This window comes from Streptomyces sioyaensis (assembly GCF_004122735.1).
Lineage (GTDB): Bacteria > Actinomycetota > Actinomycetes > Streptomycetales > Streptomycetaceae > Streptomyces > Streptomyces sioyaensis.
Map to the genome: position 1 here is coordinate 1 of NZ_SDIF01000250.1, position 2,870 is coordinate 2,870.

Annotated in this window: 2 protein-coding genes; both read right to left on the reverse strand. The window is 75.3% G+C overall.

All coding sequences use genetic code 11. The features are described 5' to 3' along the window. Positions 1–114: 114 nt before the first annotated feature. Entirely contained in the window at positions 115–1,464 is a 1,350-nt protein-coding gene (locus EST54_RS33570; RefSeq protein WP_129251445.1) for a vWA domain-containing protein, read from the reverse strand. A gap of 133 nt (positions 1,465–1,597) precedes the next feature. Next, on the reverse strand, positions 1,598–2,870 hold a 1,273-nt coding region (locus EST54_RS33575; protein ID WP_244942681.1), incomplete at its 5' end, for a PP2C family protein-serine/threonine phosphatase.

Sequence of the window (2,870 nt, forward strand, 5' to 3'; positions counted from 1 at the left end):
CACCTCGCACCAGTCTTCGGCCACCGACTGGTGGCCGCTCGGGCAGGTCGGCATGTCGGTTCTTCCCCCTCCGTACCGATTTCTCGCGGTGGTACTGCTCGGTACTGATCGTGGCTATTTCTTCACGCGAACGGTCTTGGTCGAGCGCGTTTCGAGAGTCTTCTCGTCCGCCTCGGCGACCGTCGCCTTCAGTCGCACAGTACCGGTCGCCGCATCGACGACGTCCACCACCTTCGCAAGGAGTTTCGCAGTCTCCTCGTTGCCCGAGCTTCGGGCCAGCTGTACCGCGCGGCCCAGCTTCGCCATGGCACCACCGGTATCGCCCGACTTGCGGGCATCGAGCCCCTGTTGGATCGCTTGTGCCAGTTCCGCTTGTCCTGTGTAGTGCGCCACCTGCGGATTGATCGAGGTGGAGGCGGCCGCGTCATCCGTCCACACCGCCCGCACGAGCGCCTGCGACAGCGGCCGCGGCGACGGCCCGGCCGGGTCGCCGTCCGGCCCGGAAATGATCAATGACACACGGGCGGCCAGCATTTCCTGGCCGACGCCGGCCGCCGGAACGCGGACGCAGAGGTGGTAGTCGCGGGACTCGTCGCCCCAGGAGCCGGTCGGATAGTCCCCCGACCGCGGCCCGGACTCCCGGCGCCGGCCGGTCAAGTCCGCCACCGTGGGCGCCACTTGCTTGACGAAGACGGTCTCGGCGCCCAGCGGGGTCCACAGCCGCAGCCCGACATCGGCGACTTCTTTGCCCATCGCCGTCTCCATCATCCGTGTGAAGTCGGCGGTCAGCCCGGCCGGATCGGCGACGATGTCGGCGGTGCCCAGCAGCGCGGCGGCGATGCCGGTGACCTCCTTGACCTCCCAGTCGGTGCCGACACCGCGGGCGTCACAGGTGAAGGAGCCCTGGCAGGCGTCCAGGGCGGCGCGCAGCTCCTGCGGCGACTCGTGCTCGTTGCGGCCGTCGGTGAGCAGGATGGCGTGCCGGATGCCGGCCCCGGTGGACGACAGCAGCCGTTGGGTCAGCCGCAGCCAGCTCCCGATGGCCGTACCGCCGCCCGCACCGAGTGCGCGCAGCGCCTCCCCGGCCCGGGCGCGGGTGTGTGCGCCGGCCACGGCCAGCCGGCCGCCGCCGGGGTAGACCTCGACGGCCCGGTGGGTACCGGCCACCACCGCGAAGCCGACCCCGTCGCGCACGGCGTCGAGGGCGGCGGCCGTCGCCTCGCGGGCGCCGCGCAGCTTCGCCGGCGGATGGGCCATCGACCCGGAGCAGTCCACCATGATCACCACGCCGGCGTCGGGCCGGCCGGCGCCGCCCGCGGGCACCGGCCGGCCGCCGGTCGTCCCGCCTCCGGTCGCGGTGACCGTGACGACGGCGTGCACCTCACGCCCGCCCTCAGGGAGGTAGGGGTTCTGGTGGACCTCGGCGGAGAATCGCGGCACAGGGGACTTGGCGAAGTGGGCCATCCGTTGCGCTCCTTGAGACGCCGTGACCGGCCGGCCGGTGCCCGTGGTGCGTGGTGCCGGGACCGTGGTGCGTCGTGCGGGGCGCGGGGGCCGCGCCGCCCACCGGCGTCCGGCTCATTCGGTGGTGAGCAGGTCAGGCCGATCCTGCCCGCCCGGCCGGTGCGGGGAACGGCACCAGCGCCACTGTTACGTTGTCGTGCCCGCCGCCGTCGAGGGCGTGGGTGACCAGCGCCCGGGCGGCGTCCAGCGGCCTGCTGGGGGCGTCGTACGGCAGCGCTGCGGCCATCTGCTCCGCGGTCTCGGCGTAGTTCCACAGCCCGTCGGTGCACACCACGACGATGCCCGGACCGTCCGGTTTGAACGTGGCGGTGTGCGGCTCGACCTCGTAGGCGTCCGCGCCGAGCCAGCCCGTGATGGCGTGGGCCCGCTCGTCGGCGTTGGCCTCGGCCTCGGACATCAGGTTGTTGGCGACCATCTGGGCGGCCCAGGAGTCGTCCTCGGTGAGCCGGGCGGGCGGCGCCGTGCGGTCGTTGGGGATCCAGTAGGCGCGGCTGTCGCCGACCCAGCCGATGGTCAGCAGGCCGCCGCCGACCACCGCGCCAACGAAGGTGCAGGCCGGAGCGTTCTGCTGACGGTGCTCGTCCTGCGCGGGCGCGTCGTCGGCGGCCAGCGCGTCGACCGCCGAGGAGGCCGCCATGATGGCCTCGTGCATGGCCTGCTGGGGGTGCGTACCGCGTGGCAGGGAGGCCCGCAGCGCCTCACCGGCCGCCTCGGACGCGGCGGTGGAGGCCGCGTCCGGGCGGGTCGCCGAGGAGACGCCGTCGCAGACCACCGCGACCACGGCGGGGCTGCCGTCCGGGAGCGCGGCGGCCCGCAGGGCGAAGAAGTCCTCGTTGCGGTGGTGGCGGTGGCCGCGGTCGCTGACCGCCGCGACACCGCCCACCTCGCTCTCCATGTGGTCGCGGGCGGGGGGCTGGGCCTGGCCGCACTGCAGGCAGTAGCCGTCGGCGTCCATGGCACCGGACCGGCAGGCGGTGCACAGCCGGGTGCCGTGGGCGGGGGTACCGGTCGGCCCCGTCGCACCGGGCGGTGCAGGGGGCGCACCGGGCTCGGGAGCCGGCGCACCGGGCTCCGCGCCCGCGCCGGCGGCCGCTCCGTACCCCGCCACCCGCGGGTCGACGGGCGGCGGCGGGGCGTCGGTCACCGCCGCGGGGCCGGGCACCGCCGGCGCATGACCGGGCACCGGCGGGGCGTGCCGCGGCATCGGCGGGGTGGCGGGGTCCCCGTACGGGAGACGGGCCTGCGGGTCGGGCGGTGGCTCCGCGGGAGCGGCGGGACCGGCCCGCCCCGCGTCGCCGGGCGGTGCGGGCGGCCCGGGAGGCATCGGTGGCGCGGGCGGCGGGGGC